A 20,286-nucleotide genomic window follows, 5' to 3' on the forward strand; every position below is an offset into this window, starting at 1 on the left:
CCCCAAGGCGGAGGCTCCCTCCCCCTTGATCCACTTCAGGGAGCGCTATCTCCTTGGCCGAAGCCTTCAGTGATCTGCACCAGGACTGCCTCTCCCCGCACCGTAAGCACCCCTTCAGCGTAGAGTTCGGTTTCCACCACCACCTTCCTCCCCTTTACCTCCTTGGCCCGGCCCACCAGGACGAGCTCCGGACCCAGGGGGGTGGGCTTCAGGTAGTCCACCTTGAGGCTGGCGGTGACGAAACGGAGGGGATGGGTTTCTAGATCTAGGCCCTCAGCATGGGCCTTGGCGGCGGCGGCGGTGGCGGTGGAGTGGCAGTCCACCAGGGAGGCGAGAAGCCCCCCGTAGACGAACCCGGGAATGGCGGTGTGGTGGGGGCTTGGGGTGAAACGGGTTTCGCTCTGGCCCTCGTCCGCCTTCCAGTAGGTCTTGAGGTGGAGGCCCATGGGGTTCAAGTAGCCGCACCCGTAGCAGTGGGCCCACTCCGGGGGGTAGTAAAGCTGGATGGCCTTCATGCCAAGCCCTGGGCCCGCCAGCGCTCGGGCACCGCCCGTTTCAAGAAGTCCACGATGTCCTGGGTGCTGGTGCCGGGGCCGAATACCGCCGCCACCCCCAGCTCCTTCAGCCTGGGCACATCCTCATCGGGGATGATCCCTCCCCCGAAGAGGAGGATATCCGAGGCTCCTTGCTCCTCGAGGAGCCGCTTCACTTCCCGGAAGTAGTGCATGTGGGCCCCGGAGAGGATGGATAGCCCTATGGCGTCCACGTCCTCCTGGATGGCCGCGGACACGATCATCTCCGGGGTCTGCCTGAGCCCCGTGTAGATCACCTCCATGCCGGCATCCCTTAAGGCCCGGGCCACCACCTTGGCCCCGCGGTCGTGGCCGTCCAGCCCGGGCTTGGCGATGAGCACCCGTATGCGCCTGTCCATACGCTAATCCTAAACGTAAGCTGGCTCCTGGTAAGTGCCGTAGACCTCCCGCAAGACGTCCATCATCTCCCCCAGGGTACAGTAGGCCAGGGCGCACTCCACGAAGTGGGGCATGGTGTTCTGCCCCTCCACCGCAGCCCGCCTTAGGCCCGCAAGGGCCTCCTCCACCCGCTTGGGGTCCCGCTCCCGGCGCACCCGGGCCAGGCGCTCTGCCTGCACCCGTTCCACCTCGGGGTCCACCAGCTGGATAGGCACCTTCAAGGGGATCTCGTCGGTGAAGGCGTTCACCCCCACGATGATCCTTTCCTTGCGCTCCACCTCCTGCTGGTAGCGGTAGCTGGCCTCGGCCAGTTCCCGCAGGAAGTAGCCTTCCTCAATGGCCCGCACCACGCCCCCCATGCGGCGGATCTCCTCAATGATGGCCATGGCCTGGCGCTCCATTTCGTCGGTGAGCCACTCCACGTAGTAGCTCCCCGCCAGGGGGTCGATGGTGTGGGTGACCCCGCTTTCGTAGGCGATGATCTGCTGGGTACGGAGGGCGATGGTGGCGGATTCCTCCGTGGGCAGGGCTAGGGCCTCGTCGTAGGCGTCGGTGTGCAAGCTGTTGGTGCCCCCAAGGACGGCAGCCAGGGCCTGGATGGCCACCCGGGCGATGTTGTTCAGGGGTTGCTGGGCGGTGAGGGAAACCCCGGCGGTCTGGGCGTGGGTGCGGAGCATCCAGCTTTGGGGGTTCTTGGCCCCGTAGCGGTGGCGCATCTCCTTGGCCCAGATGCGCCTGGCCGCGCGGAACTTGGCGATCTCCTCAAAGAAGTCGTTGTGGACGTCGAAGAAGAAGCTGATGCGGGGGGCGAACTCGTCCACGTCCAGGCCCCGCTTGAGGGCGGCTTCCACGTACTCAAACCCGTCGGCTAGGGTCCAGGCCAGCTCCTGCACCGCCGTGGAGCCCGCTTCCCGGATGTGGTAGCCGGATACGGAAATGAAGTTCCACTTGGGGACGTTCTTGGGCCCCCACTCGAAGGTGTCGATGACCAGCTTCACGCTGGGCTCGGGGGGGAAGATGAACTCCTTCTGGGCGATGAACTCCTTGAGGATGTCGTTCTGGATGGTGCCCCCCAGCTTCTTCCAGTCGTGGCCCCGCTTCTTGGCCACTGCCAGGTACATGGCCCAGATGGCGTTGGCGGGGCTGTTGATGGTCATGGAGGTGGTGACCTCCTCGAGGTTGATCCCCTCGAAGAGGATCTCCATGTCCGCAAGGCTACTGACCGCCACCCCGCACTTCCCCACCTCCCCCTTGGAAAGGGGGTGATCGGAGTCGTAGCCCATGAGGGTGGGGAGGTCGAAGGCCACGGAGAGCCCGGTCTGGCCCGCCTTGAGGAGCTTTTTAAAGCGCTCGTTGGTCTGCTCGGCGGTGCCGAAGCCGGCGAACATGCGCATGGTCCAGAGCTTGGACCGGTACATGGAGCCGTAGACCCCGCGGGTGTAGGGGTACTCCCCGGGGTAGCCCCGCTTCTCCTCGTACTCCGGGTCCAGGACCCCGATGTCCTCCGGGGTGTAGAGGGGGTCCGGGGCGATGTCCGAAAGGGTGCGGTGGGCCACGGGCCTCTCGGGCATCTTCTCCAGGCTCTTCTGGTAGGTTTCCCTGAGCCAGTCGTGCTTCTTGCGCATGGGTCCTCCCTTGGACCATATTCTACGCTTTTATGCGCCTAAGGAAAAGAGCGTTAGAAGACTCCTTCGCCGGTGGGGAAAAGCCAACCTGTCGGCGGCACCTTGAAGCCACCTTCTCGAGTGGCCAGGGGGCAGCCCTATCCTTTAGCGCTTCCGCTCGCTTTCCGGCTCCACGTGGATGGTGACGGCAAGCCCGGGGAAAGTTTTCTCCAAAGTCCTTTCCAGCTCGTCGCAGAGCCGGTGGGCTTCCTCCACGGTCATGGACCCCGGCACCACCAGGTGGAACTCCAAAAAGGCCCGGTTCCCCGCCTTGCGGGTTTTGAGGTCGTGGACCTCGAGGGCCCTTCCCCCCAAGGCCTCGGCGATGGTTTTTCGGATCCGGCCCACCTCCGCTGGGGAGAGTCCCTCATCCATAAGCCCTCCCACGGACTGGCGCACCAGGCGGAAGCCCATGAGGAGGATGTTCCCCGCCACCAAAAGGGCCAGCAAGGGATCCAGCACCCATAACCCCGTGGCCCAGGCAAGGCTTACCCCGGCGAGAACCCCCACGGAGGTGAGCACGTCGGAAAGGACGTGGTAGCCATCGGCGGTGAGGGCGGGGGAGCGCAGGCGCCTCCCCTGGCGGAGGAGGTGCCAGGCGAGAAGGCCGTTGATCAGGGAAGCCAGGAGGCTGACCAGGAGGCCCGGTCCCAGGTCCCCTAGGGGCCTGGGATGAAGGAGGCGAGGGATGGATTCCTTGGCGATAAGAAAGGCGGCCAGCACCACAAGGACTCCCTCCAACACCGCGGAGAAGTATTCGGCCTTGCTGTGGCCGAAGGGGTGGGTTTCGTCGGGGGGGCGCTGGGCGAAGCGGATGGCGAAGAGGGCCATGAGGGCCGCGGCCACGTTCACCGTGGACTCGAGGGCGTCGGAAAGCAGGGCCACCGAGCCGGTGAGGAGGTAGGCCAAGGCCTTTAGCCCCAGGACCCACAGGGCCACCAGGAGGCTGAGGCGGGCAGCCCTTTCCGCCACCTAGGCTTCTTCCTCCACCAGTTCCCGCTTGGGTTTGAGCAAGGGGAAGAGGAGGACGTCCCTTAGGGAGGGCTGGTCGGTGAGGATCATGGCCAGACGGTCCAAGCCGAGGCCCAGCCCCGCCGCCGGGGGCATGCCGTACTCCAGGGCCAACAGGAAGTCCTCGTCGGGCTCGGGGGCCTCCTCGTCCCCTTCCCGTCTGCGCCGCGCTTGTTCCAAAAAGCGTTCCCTTTGGTCCAGGGGATCGTTAAGCTCGGAGTAGGCGGGGGCGAGTTCCATCCCACCTGCATAAAGGTCCCAGCGCTCCGTGAGCCCAGGCTTTTCCCGGTGCCGTTTGGCCAGGGGGCTGATGGCCAGGGGGAAGTCGAAGACCAAGGTGGGGTTCTGGAGTTCGGGCTCCACGTAGATGCCGAAAAGCTTGTCCAGAAGCTTGTAGCTGGGAACCTGGGCCAGTTCGGGGTGGTGGGCGTCGGCGAAGATCCTCAGCCTTTCCAGGTCCAAGGGGTCAAAGGGCAGGCCGGCCTTTTCCCTCAAAGCCTCCACGAAGGAGATGCGTTTAAAGGGTGGGGTAAAGTCCAGCACCCGGCCCTGATAGGGGACCTGGTAGCTGCCGAAGAGGTGGAGGACCAGTCCGGAAAGGAGTTCCTCCACCAGCTTGGCCATGTCCTGGTAGTCGGCGTAGGCCCAGTAGGCCTCCAGCATGGTGAACTCGGGGTTGTGGTTGTGGTCAATGCCCTCGTTGCGGAAGTTCCGCCCGATCTCAAAGACCTTTTCAAACCCGCCCACGAGAAGGCGCTTCAGGTAAAGCTCCAGGGAGATGCGCAGGTAAAACTCGTGGTCCAAGGCGTTGTGATAGGTCTTGAAGGGCCTGGCTTCCGCCCCGCCGGTGGTGGCCTGAAGGATGGGGGTTTCCACCTCCAAGAATCCCCGTTCCTCAAAGAAGCGGCGGATGTAGCGCACCATGGCGGTGCGCCGCCGAAAGACCTCCCGCACCTCGGGGTTCACGATGAGGTCCAGGTAGCGCTGCCGGTAGCGCACCTCCTTGTCCTTGATCCCGTGCCACTTGTCGGGGAGCGGGTGGAGGCTTTTCACCAGGGGGGTCCAGGAGAGGACCCTCACCGTGACCTCCCCGGTTTTGGTGGTGAAGACCGTGCCCTTGACCCCCAGGATGTCCCCCACGTCCAGCTTCTTCAAAAGCTCGTAGTTTGGGGTGAGGTCCTTTTGGAAATAGAGCTGGATCTTGCCGCTTTCGTCCAGGAGGTGGGCGAAGGTGACCTTCCCCATGCGCCTTAAGGCCACGATGCGCCCGGCCAAGGCCACCTCCTCCTCCCACTCGCTTTCCGGGGGAGCCCCCTCCTTGGCGGATAGGATTTCCTTTGCGCTGTGGGTCTTGGGATACCGATAGGGATAGGGTTGAAACCCCGCCTCCACCAGGGCTTCTAGGTTGAGTAGGCGTTGCCGCGTCTGCTCGTTCATGTTTAGCCGCGCACCGAAACCACCCGGAACTCCTTCTTGCCCTTGGGGGTTTCCAGGCTGAGCACATCCCCTTCCCTGTGGCCCAGGAGGGCTTTGCCCATGGGGGAGGCGTCGGAGATCTTCATGGGGGTTTCCAGGACGCTGGCCTCAGCGGGGGAGACCACCTGCACCTCCAGGCGCTCGCCGGTAACGGGGTCTTCCAGCTCCACCACCGAGCCCAGGCCGATGACCTCGGTGGCGGCCCCTTCTATGATCACCGCCCGGGAGAGGATGTCCTCGAGGCTGTCGATCCGGGCCTCGATGCGGGCCTTTTCCTGTTTGGCCGCTTCCAGCCCCGAATCGTCGTAGTCGTCGGAGGATTCCATGAGCTCCTGCAGGATGCGGGTAGCTTCCTGCAGGCGCTCCCTTTCCTGCAGGAGTTGCTGCATGAGCCGCTCGTAGCCGGCTTTGGTTAGCTTCACCTCGCGCGCCATAGCTCACCTCGTAAGTCATGAAGGTCGGCCAAAGCCGACCTCCTTGGCCCAAGGGCCTCCTTCTCAGGTGAGTATACCGCGAAGGAGGATTTCCCTCAAACGTTCGGGCTCCGCGTGGCTGGCGCAAGAGCCCGTGTCCAGGCAGAGCACCAGGTAGCGGAGGTGGGTTTCCCTGCCCCCCACCGGGTGGCGGAAAAAGCCCAGGGCGCTTCCTGAAAGGTGGCGGCGGCAGGCCTCGCACACCTGAGGGCTTCCCAGGGTTCCGGGCAGGGGTTCCAGGGTCAGGCGGAGCTCCGGGGGACCCTTTTCCTGGATGACCACCCGGCCTTCCTCGTCACGATAATAAAGAATCTCCCCAATGGGGAGGAGCTCGGGGGGAGTGCCTGGAAAGATCTCCAGGATCATCTCCCTTTCCTCGTGGTCCATAGGACTAGCTTAGCCCAAACCGCCCGAGGAGGGGAGGCAGGAAAAGGTAGAGGCCCAGGAGGAGGGCGAAGAAGCTCGCCAGAAGCACTGCCGCTGCCGCCGTGTCCTTGGCCCGTTTGACCAGGGGATGGAATACCGGACTCACCAGGTCGGCGAGGGCCTCGAGGGCGGTGTTCATGAGTTCCAGGGAAAGCACCAGGGCGCTAACGAGCAGCACCGGCACCGGGCTGACCTCCAGCCAAAGGGCAAGCCCGAGGGCCAGAAGGGCCAAGTAGGCCTCGAGGCGGAAGTTCCGCTGCACCCGCCAGGCGTAAAGAACCCCCTCCCAGGCATAGCCCAGGGAGCGCCAAATGCCCTTTAGAGGGCGAGGATCCTCTCTTGGACGCGGCGGAAGCCCTCCCAATCCTCCTCCTTCTGGTGGTCGTGGCCGAGGAGGTGCCATAGCCCATGGGCCGCCAGGACAAGCACCTCCTCTTCTAAAGGAACCCCTCGCTCCTCCGCTTGCCTTTTGGCGGTGTCCAGGCTGATCCAGATATCCCCCAGGTGGGAGGGTACAAAGGGGTCTCCGGGTTCGTAGTGGGGAAAGGAAAGGACATCCGTGGCCTCATCCTCCCCCCACCACTCCCGTTTCAGGGCCCGGATCCTGCGGTCCCCGGTGAGGATGACGGTGACGGCTCTCTCTCCCACGCCCAGTTCCTCCATCAAGGCGGAAAGGGCCCGGCGGAGTCTGGGGATAAGACCCCGGGGCGGACGCTTATTGGCTACGATCTCCACCACGCTCGGCTTCCTCGTAGGCCTTGATGATGCGGGCCACCAGGGGATGGCGCACCACGTCGGACTCCTTGAAGTAGATGAAGGCGATGCCCTCAATGCCCTTGAGGATGCGGGTGGCCTCGATGAGCCCCGACTTTTGGTGCTTGGGCAGGTCGATCTGGGTGACGTCCCCGGTGATGACCATCTTGGAGGAGAAGCCCATGCGGGTGAGGAACATCTTCATCTGCTCCGGGGTGGTGTTTTGCGCTTCGTCCAGGATGATGAAGGCGTCGTTGAGGGTACGGCCGCGCATGAAGGCCAGGGGGGCCACCTCGATGATCCCGGACTGCAGGTACTGTTCAAAGCGCTCGGCATCGATCATGTCAAAGAGGGCGTCGTAAAGGGGACGGAGATAAGGGTCCACCTTGGCCTGGATGTCCCCCGGCAAGAACCCCAACTTTTCCCCCGCCTCCACCGCCGGCCGGGTGAGGATGATGCGCTTGACCCTCCTGGCCCGGAGGTGGCTCACCGCCATGGCCACCGCCAAATAGGTCTTGCCGGTTCCCGCAGGGCCCACCCCGAAGGTGATGTCGTGGCGGGCGATGGCTTCCACGTAACGCCTCTGCCCCGGGGTTTTGGGCCTGAGACGGCCCGGTAGCGCCAGTTCGGTTTCCGGGGTGGTGGCCTGGTACAGGCCCTCCCCTTGCAGGGCCAGGGCCACGGATTGTTCCAGGGTGGGTGGGTCCAGCTCTGCCCCCTGCCTTAGCAGGGCCAGAAGGTCCCGCACGGCCCGCTCGGCCGCCTCCACCGCTTCCGGGTCGCCCTCCAGCTCCACCTGGTTGCCCCGCATGATGAGCTTGAGCCGGTCGCCGAAGGCTTCCCGGAAAAGGGAACGGAGCTTCTTCAGGTTTCGATCCGCCTGGCCTAAAAAGGCCAGGGTTTCCTCGGGTTTTAGGGGAATCACCAGCCTTTGGGCTTCTTCAGGATCTCGTGCCATATCACCCCTTTCAAGATGCTTTCACCGTCGGTGGTGAGCAGTCGTTTCCGCGGGCGCTTCTTTCGCTCTTCCTCCGGCAAGGATGCCTCGCGGAACCGCACTTCCAAGGGTTGCCGCTCGGGGCTCGAGGGCCCTTCTAAACTCTCTCCCTCCGGTTTTTGGGGTGGGGGAAGGGACGGGGGCGGAGGAACCTTGGGCCTGGGCCGGGCCTTGGGCTTGGGGCGAGGTTGGGGTTCGGGTAGGGGCAGGTCCTCGGGAAATCCCGGGGGGATGGGGGGAGGCTGGCCACGACGGCTTAAGCCCTGCAGGGCAGGGATGACGATGAAGAAGAGTAGGAAAAGGAGACCCAGGAGGTCGTCTAGGCTCATTCCTCACCTTCGGGCTTGGCCGCCCGGCTGATGGACTCCCGCATGTCGGTGTCGGCCTCGATGTTCTTCAAGCGGTAGTAGTCCATGACCCCAAGCCGCCCTGAGCGCAAGGCCTCGGCCAGGGCCAGAGGCACCTGGGCCTGGGCCTCCACCAGCTTGGCCCGCATGGCCTCCACCAGGGCCCGGTTCTCCTGCTCCGCAGCCACGGCCATGGCCCGGCGCTCCTCCGCCTTGGCCTGGGCGATCTTCTTGTCGGCCTCCGCCTGGTCTATTTGGAGCTGGGCCCCGATGTTCTTGCCCACGTCCACGTCGGCGATGTCCACCGAGAGGATCTCAAAGGCCGTGCCCGCGTCCAGACCCTTTTCCAATACGGTCTTGCTGATGCGGTCCGGGTTTTCCAGCACTTCCTTGTGGGAGAGGGCCGAGCCGATGGTGGTCACGATCCCTTCCCCCACCCGGGCGATGATGGTCTCCTCGCCGGCCCCGCCCACCAGGCGGTCGATGTTGGCCCGCACCGTCACCCGGGCGGTGGCGAGCAGTTGGATCCCGTCCTTGGCCACCGCGGCCACCATGGGGGTCTGGATCACCTTGGGGTTCACCGAGACCCGTACCGCCTCCAGCACATCCCGCCCCGCCAGGTCGATGGCCGCGGCCCGATCAAAGGTGAGCTTGATGCCCGCCTTGTCGGCGGCGATCAAGGCGTCCACCACCCGGTCCACATTGCCCCCGGCCAGGTAGTGGGCCTCGAGGCGGTCCAGCCGGACGTCCAGCCCCGCCTTGGTGGCCTTGATGAGGGGGTAGATGATCTTGGCCGGGGGAACCCGCCTTAAGCGCATGGCCACCAGGGTGATCAAGGGCACCCTGACCCCTGCGGCCCAGGCGGAGATCCAGAGGCCTACCGGGATGAAGCTGAAGAAAAGGAAGACGAAGATGAGGACGATAAAGGCCAGAAAGAGCACGCCAAGTCCTTCCATAGCTATTCCTCCAAAGCTTCCACCACCACCGTGGGTCCCCTGACCTCCACCACCCTCAAGGTGGTGCCCTTGGGCAGGAAACCCCGGTTGGCCACCACATCGATGCGCTTGTTGCCGAAGCGGGCCACACCCCCAGGCCTCAGGTCGGTGAGAGCCACGCCGATGGCGCCCACCTCCACCTCGTCCCCGGTGGCGTGTTCGGAGATGGCGCTTTCCAGCACCAAGGCCCTGGCAGGCCGGGTCCTGGGCAGGAAGCGGAAGACGAGGAGGAGGCCCAGGCCCAGGGCGATCACCGCAATGGCGATGACCATGAGGGCGTTCTCCCCGAAGGTGAAGTAGACGGAGGCCAAGATGGCCCCCACCCCCAGGGCCCCGGCGATGCCGAAGCCGGGGAAGAGGAAGGCCTCGGCCAGGAGGAGGGCCACGCCCAGGAAGAAGAGGACCAGCTCGAAGGCCCCGGAAAGCCCGGCAAGCCACCCCCCAGCAAAGTAAAGGGCTAAAAACGCCAGGCCCAAGGTCCCCATGACCCCGAAGCCCGGGGTGAAGAGCTCGAGGAGGAGGAGAAGAAGCCCAAGGGCCAGGAGAAGCCCCGCCACGGTGGAGCTGGTGAGGAACCGGGCCACCTGCACCCGGGGGCCAGGCTCAAGCCTTTCCGTTTCCAGGCTGTACCCTGCCTGGCGCAGGGCCTCGGAGAGGCTTCCTGCCTTGAAGTCCGCCACCTTGAGCTCCACCGCCTTGTCGGCGGAAAGGGTGAGGGGCTCTCCTTTGGCGGAAAGGCCAGGGATCTCCACCTGGGGGTCCACCATGGCCTCGGCCAGATCCACCGGCCTTCCCCGGGCCTCGGCCACCGCCCGGAACTTGCCCTTCAGGGCGGAGATGATCTTCTGGTCCGCCGCCTGGGGCTGCTGCAGGGGAAGAGCCACCACCGGCAGGGCGGCCCCGATCTCCGAGCCCGGCAGCATGGCGATCTGGCGGCAGGAAAGGGCGATCAGGGCGCCGGCGGAAAAGGCGTTCTGCACCACGGCTAGGGTGGGAAGGGGGCTTTGCAGGATCCGGTCGGAGATGCGGATGGCGGCGTCCACCCGGCCCCCTGGGGTGTCGATGAGGAAGGCCACGCCGCTGGCTCCCTCCCGTTCGGCGCGGGTCAGGGCCTGTTCCACGAAGACCGCCAAGGCGGGGTCGATCTCCCCCTGGATGGGGATGAGGTAGGTCTTCCCCAGGGCCAGGGAGAGCAGGAAGCATAGGGCAAGGAGCCTTTTCACCGACCTCATTCTATACGGCTTGGATGAGGGAGTGGGGTGGGGTATCCTGAGGTTCATGCTGCGCCTGGCGGTGTTGGGCAGTCCCATTGCCCACTCCCTGTCCCCGGCCATGCACCGGTACGCCTTGAGCTCCCTGGGCCTCGAGGGAAGCTACGAGGCCTTGGAAACCCCCCTTGAGGCCCTAAAGGACCGCCTGGAAAGGGTGCGCCGGGAATACCGGGGCGCCAACCTGACCATCCCTCTTAAGGAGGTGGCCTTACCCCTCTTGGACTGGGTGGCCCCGGAGGCCCAGGCCATCGGGGCGGTGAACACGGTACTTTCCGTGGAGGGGAGGCTTTTTGGCTTCAACACCGATGCCCCGGGGTTTTTGCAGGCCCTGAGGGCCGAGGGGATCCCCCTGATGGGCCCTGCCTTGGTCCTGGGGGCAGGGGGAGCGGGGCGGGCGGTGGCCTGGGCCTTGAAGGAGGCGGGGTTGGAGGTTTGGGTGTGGAACCGCACCTCCACTCGGGCGGAAGCCCTGGCGGAGGAGTTTGGCCTAGAGGCCGTGCCCCTGGAGCGGGCAAAGGAGGCCCGGCTCCTGGTGAACGCCACCAGCGTGGGGCTTAAGGACCCCACCGCTACCCCGTTGCCTGCGGAGTTCTTCCCCCGAGAGGGGGCGGCGGTGGACCTGGTCTACCGCCCCCTCTGGACCCGGTTTCTGCGGGAGGCCCAGGCGCGGGGGCTCATGGTGCAGACCGGGCTTCCCATGCTGGCCTGGCAGGGGGCCTTGGCCTTCCGCATCTGGACAGGCCTCCTGCCCGATGCCCGGGGGATGGAGGCGGCGGCCCTGCAGGCCCTGGGGGAGGGGTAGAAGGTGGCGGGGCTGACCCTGGCCGGTCCGGTGGAGTACGAGGAGGTCATCCAGAGAAGCCGCTTCCTTGCCAAGGCGGCCCCGGTGGCCTCGGAGGAGGAAGCCCTGGCCTTCTTGCAGGCCCACCGGGAACCCCAGGCCACCCACAACTGCTACGCCTACAAGCTGGGCAACCTCTACCGCTTCTCTGACGACGGCGAGCCCAGGGGTACGGCGGGTAAGCCCATCCTCCACGCCATAGAGGCCCAGGGGCTGGATAGGGTGGCGGTCCTGGTGGTGCGCTACTTCGGGGGGGTCAAGCTGGGGGCCGGGGGCCTGGTGCGGGCCTACGGGGGGGTGGCGGCGGAGGCCTTACGGCGGGCCCCCAAGGTACCCTTGGTGGACCTGGCGGAGGTGCGCTTCCGGGTGCCCTTTGCCCAGGCGGGCCGGGTGCGCGGGTTTCTCAGGGCCCGCGGCTTCCTGGCGGAGGAAACCTACCTGCCCGAGGGGTTGGCTTTCGCCCTGCGCCTTCCAGAAGAGGAGAAGGAGGCTTTTCTGCGGGCCCTTTGGGACCAAACCCGGGGGCAGGCCCAGGTGGAGGGGTGAGCCCTTACCATGGAGGCAATGCTGCCCCTCTTTGAATCCAAAGGCCGCCTCCTCCTCGTGGACGGCCACCACCTGGCCTACCGTACCTTTTTTGCCCTGAAGAGCCTCACCACCAGCCGCGGGGAGCCCGTGCAGGCGGTGTACGGCTTCGCCAAGAGCCTCCTCAAGGCCCTGAAGGAGGACGGGGACGGGGTGATCGTGGTCTTCGACGCCAAGGCCCCTTCCTTCCGCCACCAGGCCTACGAGGGGTACAAGGCGGGGCGGGCCCCCACGCCGGAGGATTTCCCCAGGCAGCTCGCCCTCATCAAGGAGCTCGTAGACCTTCTGGGCCTCACCCGCTTGGAGGTTCCCGGCTTCGAGGCGGATGACGTCCTGGCCACCCTGGCCAAGAAGGCGGAAAAGGAAGGCTACGAGGTGCGCATCCTCACCGCGGACCGGGACCTCTACCAGCTCCTTTCGGACCGGATCTCCATCCTGCACCCCGAGGGGTACCTGATCACCCCGGAGTGGCTTTGGCAGAAGTATGGTCTCCGTCCCGAGCAGTGGGTGGACTACCGGGCCCTGGCTGGGGATCCTTCCGACAACATCCCTGGGGTGAAGGGCATCGGGGAGAAGACGGCGGCCAAGCTGATCCGGGAGTGGGGGAGCCTGGAAAACCTTCTCAAGCACCTGGACCAGGTGAAGCCCGCTTCCGTGCGGGAGAAGATCCTCAGCCACATGGAGGACCTCGAGCTGTCCTTGGAGCTTTCCCGGGTGCGCACGGACTTGCCCCTTCAGGTGGACTTCACTCGGCGCCAGGAGCCGGACCGGGAGGGGCTTAGGGCTTTTTTGGAGAGGCTGGAGTTCGGAAGCCTCCTGCATGAGTTCGGCCTTCTGGAAAGCCCCACGGCAGCGGAAGAAGCCCCCTGGCCGCCCCCCAAAGGGGCGTTCGTGGGCTTTGTCCTCTCCCGGCCCGAGCCCATGTGGGCGGAGCTTAGGGCCCTGGCGGCGGCCCTAAAGGGGCGGGTTCACCGGGCGGAGGAGCCCTTGGCTGCCCTTAGGGAGCTGGAGGAGGTCCGGGGTCTTTTGGCCAAGGACCTGGTGGTCTTGGCCCTGAGGGAGGGGGTTCCCCTGGTGCCTGGGGACGATCCCATGCTCCTCGCCTACCTCCTGGATCCTTCCAACACCAGCCCCGAGGGGGTAGCCAGGCGCTACGGGGGGGAGTGGACCGCGGAGGCGGGGGAAAGGGCCCTGCTTTCTGAAAGGCTCTACGCCGCCCTCTTGGAGCGGCTTAAGGGGGAGGAGCGGCTTCTTTGGCTTTATGAGGAGGTGGAAAAACCCCTCTCGCGGGTTCTGGCCCAGATGGAGGCCACGGGGGTCCGGCTGGACGTGGCCTACCTGAAGGCCCTCTCCCTCGAGGTGGAGGCGGAGATGAAGCGCCTCGAGGAGGAGGTCTTCCGCCTGGCCGGGCACCCTTTCAACCTGAACTCCCGCGACCAGCTGGAGCGGGTGCTCTTTGACGAGCTGGGGCTTCCCGCCATCGGCAAGACGGAGAAGACGGGCAAGCGCTCCACCAGCGCTGCGGTGTTGGAGGCCCTAAGGCATGTCCACCCCATCGTGGACCGCATCCTGCAGTACCGGGAGCTTTCCAAGCTCAAGGGCACCTACATCGACCCTCTGCCCGCCCTGGTCCATCCCAAGACGGGCCGGCTTCACACCCGCTTCAACCAGACGGCCACGGCCACGGGGAGGCTTAGTAGCTCCGACCCCAACCTGCAAAACATCCCCGTGCGCACCCCCTTGGGCCAGCGGATCCGCCGGGCCTTCGTGGCCGAGGAGGGCTGGGTCCTGGTGGCCTTGGACTATAGCCAAATCGAGCTCCGGGTCCTGGCCCACCTCTCCGGGGACGAGAACCTCATCCGGGTCTTCCGGGAAGGGCAGGACATCCACACCCAGACCGCAAGCTGGATGTTTTCCGTGCCCCCGGAGGCCGTGGACCCCCTCATGCGCCGGGCGGCCAAGACCATCAACTTCGGGGTCCTCTACGGCATGTCCGCCCACCGGCTTTCCGCAGAGCTTGCCATCCCCTACGAGGAGGCGGTGGCCTTCATCGAGCGCTACTTCCAGAGCTACCCCAAGGTGCGGGCCTGGATTGAGAGAACCCTAAAGGAGGGGCGGGAGCGGGGCTATGTGGAAACCCTCTTTGGCCGCAGGCGCTACGTGCCGGATCTGGCTTCCCGGGTGAAGAGCGTGCGGGAGGCGGCGGAGCGCATGGCCTTCAACATGCCGGTGCAGGGCACCGCCGCGGATTTGATGAAGCTGGCCATGGTGAAGCTCTTTCCCAGGCTTGGGGAGCTAGGAGCCAGGATGCTTTTGCAGGTACACGACGAGCTGGTCCTCGAGGCCCCGAAAGAGCGGGCAGAGGCCGTGGCCGCCCTGGCCAAGGAGGTGATGGAAGGGGTCTGGCCCCTGGCCGTGCCCCTGGAGGTGGAGGTGGGCCTGGGGGACGACTGGCTTTCCGCCAAGGGGTAAGCACCCCGCCCTGACTCAAGCTGCGGCGGGGTTGATGTGTGCCTGGCCCCGGACCCAAGCGGGCCCCTCACGGGGCCGGAAGGGGACTCCATGCCTAGGGGAACGTGACCTCCTTCCAGAGGCAAAGGGGGAGTAATGCTTAGCCTAGGGGCATGGAATCCTTAGGGCCCGTCCTCCGCGCCCTGGAGGCGGGGCGGGAGGGGGAGGCGGAAGCGCTCCTCGGCGCCCTGCTCCCGGCGGGGCCGGAGGAGGCGGCGGAGGCCCTGGCCCTGAGGGGCTTCCTCCGGGGGAGGAGGGGGGACCTCCCGGGCTACCGCAGGCTCGCCCTGGAGGCCGCGAGGCAAGCCCCAACCCCCTTCACCCTCTACCATCTGGGCCTGGCCCTGCCCCCACGGGAAGGGGTGGTGGCCCTGGAGGAGGCCCTCCACTGCCTCAGGGGAGACCCGGAGGGGGAGGCCCGCCTCCACCTGGCCCTGGCCCGGGCCCGGGAGCTTCTGGGCCAGGAGGCGGCCCTGGCCCACGCGGCCTTGGCCCAGGCCAAGTGGCCCACCCCCTGGACCTATCTCCACCGCCTGAGGCTGGAGCTCCTCTTCGGGAAGATGCCCCTAGGGGAGGTCCTGGCCGGGGCGGAGAGTTACACCTTCCACCCCTACCCTGGGGTGCGCCTCCTGGCGGGCTTCACCCTCCTCCTGGCCCACCTCCTCCGGGGGAGGCGGGAGCAGGCGGCCGCGGCGATGCGGGGCCTGCTGCCCAGCCTGGGCCCCGGGGCCTACGGGAGCTTCCTGGGGGAGGGGGTCCTGGCCCTCCTGGGGGAGCCCGAGCTGGCCCTTCTTTTGGAGGGGGCCAAGGCCGCCCTGCCCGAGGGGAGGCAGGGTTACCTGGCCCTGGGCCGGGGGCTCGCCCTCTGGGAAGCCTACCCTGAGGAGGCTTACCCTCACTTGACAGAGGCGCTGCTTTGCCTGGGGGAAGGCCCCGGGGTGGACCGCCCCCGGGCCCTCCTGGCGGCCAGCCGCCTGGCCTGGTCCCGGAGCACACCCCTTCCCCCTGGGTTCCAAGGCTTGGCCTTGGCCCTCCGCCCCGAGGCTCAACGCCTCTACCTGGGTCCCTTGGCCCCAGAGGCGGGGGGCTTCCGGGCCCTGGGGGAAGCCCGGCTTTTCGGGAAGCCCCTGCCCCTCAGGCAGGCCGAGCTTCTGGTCCTCCTCCTGTTTAGGCCCGAGGGCTGGAGGGGAGAAGCCCTGGCCCTGGCCCTCTACGGGGAAGCGAATACCCCCGCCCTGCGCATGGAGCTCCATCGCCTGCGGGCGCGGGGGCTTGCTGTGGCGAGCCGCCCCTACCGCCTCCTCTCCCCCTTACGGGCGGACTTCCTGGAGGTGAGGGAAGCCCTGGAACAGGTGGACCTCCCCCGAGCCCTCCAACTCTACCGGGGCCCCCTCCTCCCCAGGAGCCAGGTCCCGGCCATAGAGGAGATGCGCGGCCACCTGGAAGAAGCTTTGCGCCATAAGGTCCTGGCCTCGGGGAACCCCCTCCTCCTGGAGGGCCTAGCAGAGCGGCTTGGGGACGACTTAGAGCTCTGGGAGGCCCTCCTGGAACGCCTCCCTCCCCTGGACCCCCGGCGCCCCGCGGTCCTGGCCCGGGTGGGGCGGCTCCGGCGGGAATGGGGCCTCTAGCCCCGCGGGGGCCAGCACCCCAGGTCCAGGCAGGCCAGGTCCGGGGGGTGCCCCAGGGCGAGGGCCCAAAGGAGAAGAACCGCCAAAAGGAGGAGGTGCACCCACCGCTCCATGCCCCCATCCTGCTCGGAAGGGCGTAACGTCCGGGAGGCTAAGGTAACGTCTGAGGGCAAAAGGTAACGTCTGACCAGGGAAGGTAACGAAATTTACCTCACCGGTTCGTTACCTCCTCCCTGCTACCCTGGGGGTGACCCTGAAGGGGGTGGGGGAGATGCTCCAGGAGGTACAGGAGGTCAAGGTGGGCGGCCGGACCCGGCGGGTGCACGTGCGGCCCTTTGCCTGGAACCTGCACGCGCCCACCCACATGGAGTGGACCCCGGACGGCAGGCTCCTGATTTCGAAACACACAGGGGACACCATCCGGGACACAACGGATAACTCTATTACACACGACTTGAGCCAAGTGCAATTTAACTCTAAAGGAAAAAAAAGAAAGGAGAAAAATCCATGAGCGCACCGATCACGAAGAGCACTGCTGAAGTGAAACTACTAAGGGTTGGTGAGTCGGCAACGACGGGGCTCCCATGTTTCATCTATCACGACCCCTATCACGAGCGCTTTGTCAACCATGTTCGCTCACTGGTGGCCCAGAACCTGCCCGTTCTGGTCCGTCTGCATCCGGGGTGGAACTACCCTGCAGAGGAGGACATTCTCCGTAAGGAAGTCGACCGAACTGGGCACGCGGTGCTGGTGGTGGGCTACGATGATGCTGCCGAGGAATTCATTCTTCTGGACCCGTGGGATCAAAGCCGCTGGGGGGGAAGCAGGGGCGGGGAGTGGCGCATTGGCTACCGTGAGTTCGGCCTCTTTACCGTGGACTGTACTAAGGACGCTGTGATTGTCGGTGACTTGCCGAAAGTGGAAATCCAGTTCGACGGCGTGGATAAACTCCGATGCAACGTCACGTATTCCTGTCCCGAACCTCTCTTCCAGACCTTTATCGCAGAGGAGGCATTCCTGACGCTGACCGTGCCAAAGGGCATGCAGCTGAACGCAGACGGGAATCGGATATGCCTTGGCCAGCTGCAGCCAGGGGAAACGTGCTCCGTGGTTATTCCCGTGACCCTGGGATATCCTGTAAACGGCGAGATTACGGCAGAGATCGAGTTCGTCATCCGCTCCCTTTGGTTGCGAGACTGGAAGGAACCAGTCCGGGTCGCCTCCCGTTATCGTATCACTGTCATCGAACGGGCCCTGGTCTAAGCAAGTGACCCATGGCCCTACTGTACGCCGCATTCCGTCATCTCAAAGGAAGCCACGCTTCTCCAAATACCGGCTCTCTGGGGAGCGTTTCATGTATGAAGCCATCGCCACCTTGATGACCAGGCTGGGGCTTGCGCTTTTCGCCCGAAACCCCACCTTCTCCTACTTTTTCCTCAGCAGGACCTCATCCCGCATCGGCGAGAACGTGTTCTCCCTTGCCGTCCCGTGGCTGGTGTTTCAGCTGACGGGCAGCGCCCTGCAACTTGGGCTGGCCTTTGCCGTCCAGGTTGTCCCTTCGCTGCTGCTGGCTCCCTTTGCTGGTGTTTACGCGGACGCTGCTTCAAGGACAAAAGTGATACTCGTTGCGGAAAGTTTCCGGGCCCTGCTCGGTCTGGCTGTGGCTGGGCTGTCGCTCCTGGGCAACTTGCAGGCGTGGCACCTGTACCTTGCTGTGGTGGCCCATGCGGTAACCGCCAGTTTTCTTACCGTCGCAGCCGGGGCTGTGGTCCCGACCATCGTTGACCAGGTGGACCTGACACGCGCCAACGCGCTGCTCAGGTTGAGCCGCAACGCGTGCGACCTGTTTGGCAAGGTTATGACGGGCGTACTCTTAGCCTGGGTAGGCCCGGTGTACACGTTCATGGCGAATGCGGCCTTGTCTGTGGCGTCGGCGGCTCTGTTGCCGATCCGTCGCATGGACGGGGAATCCCTAGTGGTGCGGGGCCGGCGGCCAAGGGTACTGCAGGATTTCGTGAGTGGGGTGGGTATCCTGCGCCGCCACGGCGCGGCTTTGCTCGCCATGGCCGATCTGGTGGTGGTCAACGTCGGTATTCCGGTTCTGGTAATAGCCCTGCCCGTTGTTTCTGAACAGGTTCTGCGCCACGGCGCCGCTGGCTATGGGTTCCTCACCGGGGCGATGGCGCTCGGGGCCATCGCTGCGACCCTGATGGCCACTCCACTGGCGGGGCGGATGGACGAGCACCGGTTGTCCGGGCTTGCCACGGTCCTGTTCGGCTTCCTGGTTGGGTCCCTGGGCTTCCTCGGGGGACTGGAGGGGTGGTTGCTGGCGGTGGCGCTCGCCGGTCTGACGGCCGAATTGGTTTCGGTCTACACGGCCAGCATCCTGCAGCGGACCCTGCCTTCGGAGGTCCTGGGCCGGGCCTTTGCTGTTCAGTATGCGGCCCTACGGGTCATCCCTGTGGTCGTGTTCCTAAGTGCCGGTGCGGTTCTCCAAAGGTTCGGCGTCCAAACGCTCTTGATCTTGGGTGGTTCGGCAACCGCCCTCATCGCGGCGCTCTTGCTCTACATCAGGGTGCGCGGTGCGCAATAGGGGAGCGGGGAGGTGGGGTTCCAACAAAGCCATCCGGGCTAAGGAGGTGATGGAAAGATGAAGCTGCGGTGGATCCAGTACATCCAAGGAGTCCCACGGTATCCTGTTCTGGTCGGCGACACTGTCATGATCGTGGCATACAACCGGACAGTACACCAGTACGAGGCGATGGCCTACTGCTCCCACAACGGGGAGCTCAGATGGAAGGTGACCCTCCCTGCCGGCGGTTACGGACGCCCAGTAACGGACGGCTCGAGACTTTACTTGCTCTGGGGCCAGTCCGGGTTGGCTGCCCTAAACGTCGAGAACGGTGACCTACAGTGGGCGTGGAAAACACCCTGGCGGATCAGGAGCGGCCCGGCTCTTTTTAAGGATATGGTCTACCTGTGTGCTGGAAACTGTCTCATCGCTGCCACCAAACAGGAAGGGCGGGAGACACGAAGGTTCCAGGTGGGGCAAACATTTCTGTTCGGCAACCCCTGCGTCTCCCTTTTTGACTCCCGCCCTTTGTTGTTTGTGTTGGGTACGGAACCGTCAAACAATTACCTGTACTGCGTTTCCCTAGACGACACGGGAGTACCCGTCAGCCTTGAGTGGAAACGGCCGATAGGTAAGACCGGGGTCGTGACGTCGGAAACGGCCGGACCTGCTGTGAGCGCTGGCCGTGTCGTGGTCGGATCGCTCGACGGCACAGTTACCTGCTTCGCGTGCGCCACGGGACAGGTGCTGTGGACAGATCACGTGGGGGAAGTCACGATTCGTAGCGCTGCCTTTACAGATGGGGAACGTGTTTACATCACCACGCTCGGGGGCTCCATCCTCGCTTACGACCTGCACACGGGGGTCCGGCTGTGGGGGCGACAAGTGTACGCAGAGGGGATTTGGGCCCCTCCGGCCCTGGCGGCCAGACATCTGATCGTCCTGGGCGGCGGTGTCCTGGAAGCCCTTGACCCGGCCAACGGGTCATCCGTGGCACAAGTTGCGGTGGGCCATGGCCCCTACTCCGCCCCCGTTCCCGCCGGAACTCAGGTATTTGTGGGTGGTGGGGATCCCCCGTTCACAGGCTATCTCTTCGCAGTGGACCTAGCGGTGACCGATTCCACCATCGTGGCGGACCCAGACCTTGCCGGTCTTGAAATCCAGCCTAGTGATTGGGAAATTCAGATTTCCTTCCAGGTTCCACCTTTGGTTACGGACCTCTGGCTCGATGGGCGGTCCCTGGGAGCGGACGCGGTGATTCGTCCCTCACGTCAGGCAGACCGGGCTTATTTTCGCTTCGCGCTTGCGCCCGGCAAGCGCATCGGAAAATATGCCCTCCCTGTTGCACTGCGGCACCAAGATGGGCTCATCTGGCACACGATTTTTGTCGATCTCGGAATGAACCGTGGACCTGCAGTGGGGTTACCCCAGCAGGCACAGGTCTCGCATCTCACCTTGGAGCACCAGGCCGAGCCAGCTGCCAGCGGTGCTGCAGCGTTAACTATGTTGCTTGGGCATTTTGGGCTGAAGGTATCCCAGCAGCACGTTAAGGAGATGGCGGACCGTCTGGTGGAAATGTGGCAGGTGGATCCACACCACAAGTGGGCGGGTGTGGCAATCCGGATTGCCCATGCAGGCACCCGCGATGTGCAAGCGAGGTAGAACTCGCCGGAATTCAGTCCAGGTCTTCCATAAGTCCACACCGGTAGACCCTGCCCGAGGCTCAGGAGCTTAGGAGCCGTTCCCATGCTTCCAGAATACCAGG

The 20,286-nt window shown here is 65.2% G+C and carries 20 protein-coding genes; 7 read left to right on the forward strand and 13 right to left on the reverse strand.

Going from position 1 to position 20,286, the window contains the following annotated elements:
• Window positions 1-35 precede the first annotated feature (35 nt).
• From EBI04_RS01315 to EBI04_RS01375, 13 genes are all read right to left on the reverse strand, one after another.
• Complete coding sequence (locus EBI04_RS01315; protein WP_135255715.1) at window positions 36-515, reverse strand: PaaI family thioesterase; 480 nt, start codon at window positions 513-515, stop codon at window positions 36-38.
• Window positions 512-931 (reverse strand): cobalamin B12-binding domain-containing protein, encoded by a 420-nt coding sequence (locus tag EBI04_RS01320; RefSeq protein ID WP_135255716.1) that lies wholly within the window; start codon window positions 929-931, stop codon window positions 512-514. The genes EBI04_RS01315 and EBI04_RS01320 overlap by 4 nt, the downstream gene beginning before the upstream one ends.
• Before the next feature lie 9 nt (window positions 932-940).
• The gene (locus EBI04_RS01325; RefSeq protein ID WP_135255717.1) at window positions 941-2,596 is read right to left on the reverse strand and encodes an acyl-CoA mutase large subunit family protein; all 1,656 of its coding nucleotides are present in this window, start codon (window positions 2,594-2,596) and stop codon (window positions 941-943) included.
• 144 nt (window positions 2,597-2,740) lie between these two features.
• The gene (locus EBI04_RS01330) at window positions 2,741-3,607 is read right to left on the reverse strand and encodes a cation diffusion facilitator family transporter (RefSeq protein WP_135255718.1); all 867 of its coding nucleotides are present in this window, start codon (window positions 3,605-3,607) and stop codon (window positions 2,741-2,743) included.
• The gene (gene lysS / locus EBI04_RS01335; RefSeq protein ID WP_135255719.1) at window positions 3,608-5,083 is read right to left on the reverse strand and encodes a lysine--tRNA ligase; all 1,476 of its coding nucleotides are present in this window, start codon (window positions 5,081-5,083) and stop codon (window positions 3,608-3,610) included.
• A gap of 2 nt (window positions 5,084-5,085) precedes the next feature.
• A complete protein-coding gene (locus EBI04_RS01340) occupies window positions 5,086-5,556 on the reverse strand; it encodes a GreA/GreB family elongation factor (RefSeq protein WP_038042767.1) in 471 nt (156 codons plus the stop codon).
• Window positions 5,557-5,619: 63 nt separating this feature from the next.
• Window positions 5,620-5,982: a hypothetical protein gene (locus EBI04_RS01345; RefSeq protein WP_135255720.1), complete on the reverse strand. Its 363-nt coding sequence runs from the start codon at window positions 5,980-5,982 to the stop codon at window positions 5,620-5,622.
• A 4-nt stretch (window positions 5,983-5,986) separates the two neighbouring features.
• On the reverse strand, window positions 5,987-6,385 hold the full coding sequence (locus tag EBI04_RS01350) for a diacylglycerol kinase (protein WP_135255721.1): 399 nt from the start codon (window positions 6,383-6,385) through the stop codon (window positions 5,987-5,989).
• A complete protein-coding gene (ybeY, locus tag EBI04_RS01355; RefSeq protein WP_135255722.1) occupies window positions 6,340-6,759 on the reverse strand; it encodes an rRNA maturation RNase YbeY in 420 nt (139 codons plus the stop codon). Before ybeY ends, EBI04_RS01350 begins: the two co-directional genes overlap by 46 nt.
• Window positions 6,737-7,732, reverse strand: a complete 996-nt coding sequence (locus tag EBI04_RS01360) for a PhoH family protein (RefSeq protein WP_135255723.1) — start codon at window positions 7,730-7,732, stop codon at window positions 6,737-6,739. Before EBI04_RS01360 ends, ybeY begins: the two co-directional genes overlap by 23 nt.
• The gene (locus EBI04_RS01365) at window positions 7,696-8,100 is read right to left on the reverse strand and encodes a hypothetical protein (RefSeq protein ID WP_135255724.1); all 405 of its coding nucleotides are present in this window, start codon (window positions 8,098-8,100) and stop codon (window positions 7,696-7,698) included. Before EBI04_RS01365 ends, EBI04_RS01360 begins: the two co-directional genes overlap by 37 nt.
• Entirely contained in the window at window positions 8,097-9,074 is a 978-nt protein-coding gene (gene floA, locus EBI04_RS01370) for a flotillin-like protein FloA (RefSeq protein WP_135255725.1), read from the reverse strand. Before floA ends, EBI04_RS01365 begins: the two co-directional genes overlap by 4 nt.
• Window positions 9,075-9,076: 2 nt before the next feature.
• Entirely contained in the window at window positions 9,077-10,345 is a 1,269-nt protein-coding gene (locus EBI04_RS01375) for an NfeD family protein (RefSeq protein WP_206202051.1), read from the reverse strand.
• 46 nt (window positions 10,346-10,391) lie between these two features.
• Between EBI04_RS01375 and aroE the strand changes: the two genes are divergently transcribed.
• The 7 genes from aroE to EBI04_RS01415 all read left to right on the forward strand — a co-directional run bounded on the left by aroE (window position 10,392) and on the right by EBI04_RS01415 (window position 20,183).
• The gene (aroE, locus tag EBI04_RS01380; protein WP_135255726.1) at window positions 10,392-11,186 is read left to right on the forward strand and encodes a shikimate dehydrogenase; all 795 of its coding nucleotides are present in this window, start codon (window positions 10,392-10,394) and stop codon (window positions 11,184-11,186) included.
• A 12-nt stretch (window positions 11,187-11,198) separates the two neighbouring features.
• Complete coding sequence (locus tag EBI04_RS01385) at window positions 11,199-11,771, forward strand: IMPACT family protein (protein WP_135257836.1); 573 nt, start codon at window positions 11,199-11,201, stop codon at window positions 11,769-11,771.
• A gap of 9 nt (window positions 11,772-11,780) precedes the next feature.
• On the forward strand, window positions 11,781-14,282 hold the full coding sequence (polA, locus tag EBI04_RS01390) for a DNA polymerase I (protein ID WP_135255727.1): 2,502 nt from the start codon (window positions 11,781-11,783) through the stop codon (window positions 14,280-14,282).
• A gap of 152 nt (window positions 14,283-14,434) precedes the next feature.
• The gene (locus EBI04_RS01395; protein WP_135255728.1) at window positions 14,435-15,949 is read left to right on the forward strand and encodes a hypothetical protein; all 1,515 of its coding nucleotides are present in this window, start codon (window positions 14,435-14,437) and stop codon (window positions 15,947-15,949) included.
• 507 nt (window positions 15,950-16,456) lie between these two features.
• Window positions 16,457-17,212: a C39 family peptidase gene (locus EBI04_RS01405; RefSeq protein ID WP_135255730.1), complete on the forward strand. Its 756-nt coding sequence runs from the start codon at window positions 16,457-16,459 to the stop codon at window positions 17,210-17,212.
• Window positions 17,213-17,303: 91 nt separating this feature from the next.
• Window positions 17,304-18,542 carry an MFS transporter gene (locus tag EBI04_RS01410; RefSeq protein WP_135255731.1) on the forward strand — a complete coding sequence of 413 codons (1,239 nt, stop codon included), beginning with the start codon at window positions 17,304-17,306 and terminating at the stop codon, window positions 18,540-18,542.
• Between the two features lie 57 nt (window positions 18,543-18,599).
• A complete protein-coding gene (locus tag EBI04_RS01415) occupies window positions 18,600-20,183 on the forward strand; it encodes a PQQ-binding-like beta-propeller repeat protein (RefSeq protein WP_135255732.1) in 1,584 nt (527 codons plus the stop codon).
• Window positions 20,184-20,286: the final 103 nt, after the last annotated feature.

It is taken from the genome of Thermus caldilimi, assembly GCF_004684245.1.
GTDB lineage: Bacteria > Deinococcota > Deinococci > Deinococcales > Thermaceae > Thermus > Thermus caldilimi.